Source organism: Kitasatospora sp. NPDC036755 (genome assembly GCF_040636595.1).
Lineage (GTDB): Bacteria > Actinomycetota > Actinomycetes > Streptomycetales > Streptomycetaceae > Kitasatospora.
The window spans coordinates 1-3210 of the sequence record NZ_JBEZUT010000568.1 but is presented as its reverse complement, the minus strand read 5'-3'; the positions used below and the strand labels follow the sequence as shown (position 1 = coordinate 3210).

At 74.9% G+C, this 3210-nt stretch carries 3 protein-coding genes and 1 pseudogene; 1 reads left to right on the top strand and 3 read right to left on the bottom strand.

Annotated elements, in window-relative coordinates:
• Window positions 1-206: pseudogene (locus tag AB0E96_RS39975) on the top strand (sirohydrochlorin chelatase); the annotation flags it as partial.
• A gap of 48 nt (window positions 207-254) precedes the next feature.
• Here AB0E96_RS39975 and AB0E96_RS39970 read toward each other — a convergent pair.
• From AB0E96_RS39970 to AB0E96_RS39960, 3 genes are all read right to left on the bottom strand, one after another.
• Window positions 255-386 (bottom strand): hypothetical protein, encoded by a 132-nt coding sequence (locus AB0E96_RS39970; RefSeq protein ID WP_359831608.1) that lies wholly within the window; start codon window positions 384-386, stop codon window positions 255-257.
• A gap of 166 nt (window positions 387-552) precedes the next feature.
• On the bottom strand, window positions 553-1311 hold the full coding sequence (locus AB0E96_RS39965) for a ricin-type beta-trefoil lectin domain protein (RefSeq protein ID WP_359831606.1): 759 nt from the start codon (window positions 1309-1311) through the stop codon (window positions 553-555).
• 285 nt (window positions 1312-1596) lie between these two features.
• Window positions 1597-3108 (bottom strand): DEAD/DEAH box helicase, encoded by a 1512-nt coding sequence (locus tag AB0E96_RS39960; RefSeq protein ID WP_359831610.1) that lies wholly within the window; start codon window positions 3106-3108, stop codon window positions 1597-1599.
• Window positions 3109-3210 lie beyond the last annotated feature (102 nt).

Below are 3210 nucleotides of genomic sequence, written 5' to 3'. Positions count from 1 at the left end.
CCGCCGGCGCCGAGCACACCGCCGTCGCCCCGTACCTGCTGGCCCCGGGCCTCCTGCCCGACCGCATCGCGGCCGCCGCCGGCCAGGCCGGCGCGGACACCCTCGCCGATGTCCTCGGCCCCGCCCCCGAACTGGCCGCCCTCCTCCTGGAACGCCACGACCAGGCCCGCCGCGCCACCCCCGCCGCCCCGGCCCTCACCGCCTGAGCCCGTCCGAGCCGCCTACGACGAGGCCTTGCGATGCTGGTACCCGCCCTAGAACCAGTGGGGACGGCAGAAGACGACGTCCTCCACTTCCTCCGGACAGACGCCGTGCCTGGCGATGTGCTCCTCGGAGCGCTCGGTCCAGTAGATCTCACCGTGCACGAGCATCAGCGTGATGCACATGCATTGCGCGGCTCAAGATGCCGCCGCTCCCCCGGGCGACGGCGCACGGAAGCTCCCGGGGGCGCGGGGCTCGATGGCGTACGTCCCGGCGGCCCCTGCGGTGCCCGTCCGCCCGGAGTGCGGACCGCCGCCCGGCGGGGGCCGGGCGGCGGGGTGGGGGGGAAGGTCAGACCGGGAGGTTCCACTTCTGGTTGTCGGCGCCGTTGCAGTCCCAGATGCCGAGCTGGTTGCCGTTGGTGGTGGAGAAGCCGAGGTCGTCCAGGCAGCGGCCGGACTGCGGGTTGAGCAGCGAGCCGTCGCCCCGGGCCTGCCACTGCTGGGCGCCGCTGCCGTTGCAGTCGTAGATCTGCACCAGGGTGGCGTTGCCGGTGTTCCCGCCCTGGACGTCCAGGCACTTGCCGAGGGCGCGGATCGTGCCGTCGGCGCCGATCTTCCACTGCTGGTTGGCGTTGCCGAGGCAGTCCCAGATCTGGACGGGGGTGCCGTTGGCGCCGCTGCCGCCGCGTACGTCGACGCACTTGCTCGCGTAGCCGGAGATCTGGCCGGTCGGGCCCGCCGGGACGGCGGGGCCGGAGACGATCCAGCCGGAGGTCGGCATCGCCGGCCACATGCAGATCGCGGTGGCGGTGGAGTTGCCGCTGGTCCAGGCGCCGAACGCGGCCGAGAAGACGGGGAACCCGTTGGTGCCGATGCTCTGGCAGGTGCCGGCGACACGCCAGGTCTGGTTCGGGTCCATGCCCGTACAGGTGCCGACGAAGCCGGTGCCGCCGCGGCCGACGGAACAGCTCGCGGCGGCCAGGGCGCCGGTGCCCGCGGTGGACTGCGAGCCCTGGGCGGTCTGCTCGGCGGCTCCGGCGGCCGGCGCGGTGAGTGCGGCGGCCCCGGCGAGCAGGGCGGTGGCGAACATGGCTGCGGTGCGGCGCATGGAAGGTCCTTCCGGGTCGTGGGATCACGTCGACTCACCGTCCGCGCAACCGTGGTGACGGTGCGTCGGATGTGTGGGCCGCGTGAAAGACTCGGGGGTGCGCGGTCGGCCGTCAACCGGCAGATCGGCGCAACTGCCGGGCGTGGCCGGGCTGATCAGGGCGGTCGGTCCGAGCGGCAATTTCGCCGGGGCGGGGCGCGCGGGCCGCCGGGATGCCGAACGGGCCCCGCGCTCCCCCTGGCGCGGGGAGGTGCGGGGCCCGTGGGCGCGGTTCGCGGACGGCCGTCAGTCGGCCTTGCGGCGCTGGCGCCCGGTGCCGTAGTTGGAGCCGGACTTGGAGCCGCTGCCGGGCTTGGCACGGCCCGAGGAGCGCCCGATGAAGCCGGCCGCCTGCGGGCGGTCGCCCTGGGCGGCGGCGCCGAGGCGCTGCTTGGGGCGGGGCCGGCGCGGGTTGCCGTTCATGTCGACGTCGGTGGGCAGCGCGGAGCGCTTGCCGGGCCGGCGGCGCGGGGCGCCGGTCTTGGCCCCGGCGGGCTTGTCGGCGCCGGCCTTGGCCTCGGCGGCGGCCTGGTCGTTGGCGACCGGCACGGCCAGCGTGACCGGGACGCCGCTGGGCGTGCGGGCGCCGGTGATCTTGGCCAGGTCGGCGTCGCCCGGACGGATCTTGGTGACGGTCGGGCGGATGCCGGCCACCGTCATCAGCCGGTTGACCTCGCGACGCTGCTCGGGCAGCACCAGGGTGACGACCGTCCCGGACTCGCCGGCCCGGGCGGTGCGGCCGCCGCGGTGCAGGTAGTCCTTGTGGTCGGCCGGCGGGTCGACGTTGACGACCAGGTCCAGGCCGTCGATGTGGATGCCGCGGGCGGCGACGTTGGTGGCGATCAGCGCGGTGACGTGGCCGTCCCGGAACTGGTCCAGGACCCGGTTGCGCTGCGGCTGGGACTTGCCGCCGTGCAGGGCCGCGGCCTTCACGCCGTTGGCGAGCAGCTGCTTGGCCAGGCGGTCGGCGCCGTGCTTGGTGTGCACGAACATGATCACGCGGCCGTCGCGGGAGGCGATGTGCGCGGTGGCGGAGGCCTTGTCGGCCTGCTCCAGCTGCAGGACGTGGTGGTCCATGGTGGTGACGGCGCCGGCCGAGGGGTCGACCGAGTGGGTCACCGGGTCGGTCAGGAAGCGCTTGACCAGCCGGTCGACGTTGCGGTCCAGGGTGGCGGAGAACAGCATCCGCTGCCCGCCCTCGGCGACCTGCTCCAGCAGCTTGCTGACCTGCGGCAGGAAGCCCATGTCGGCCATCTGGTCGGCCTCGTCGAGGACGGTGATCGCGACGTCGGAGAGCTTGACGTCACCGCGCCCGATCAGGTCGTCCAGCCGGCCGGGGGTGGCCACCAGCACCTCGGTGCCGCGGCGCACCGCGTTGGACTGCCGGTTGATCGACATGCCGCCGACGACGGTGGTGATCCGCAGGTTGACGGCGGTGGCGTACGGGGTGAGCGCCTCGGTGACCTGCTGGGCGAGCTCGCGGGTGGGCACCAGGACGAGCGCCAGCGGGTGCCGGGCGTCGGCACGGCGTCCGGCGGTGCGGGCGAGCAGCGGCAGGCCGAAGGCGAGGGTCTTGCCGGAGCCGGTGCGGCCGCGGCCGAGCACGTCGCGCCCGGCGATCGAGTCGGGCAGCGTGGCGGCCTGGATCGGGAAGGGCTCGGTGACGCCTTCGCGGCCGAGCGCGGAGAGGATCGCCCTGGGCAGTTCGAGCTCGGCGAAGGAGGCCGCCGGGGGGCGGGGCGGGGTGCCCTGGACCACGGTGAAGTCGGTGGCCTCGGGGACGGCGGAGCGGGACTGCTTGGGGAGCCGGCTCACCAGCCGACCGCCGACCGCCGCGGACACTCCCGAGCCGACCGCGAA

Bases quoted from the DNA above. Each gene is read 5' to 3' on its own strand.
- AB0E96_RS39970 (WP_359831608.1), bottom strand. From the start codon at position 386: ATGTGCATCACGCTGATGCTCGTGCACGGTGAGATCTACTGGACCGAG.
- AB0E96_RS39965 (WP_359831606.1), bottom strand. From the start codon at position 1,311: ATGCGCCGCACCGCAGCCATGTTCGCCACCGCCCTGCTCGCCGGGGCC.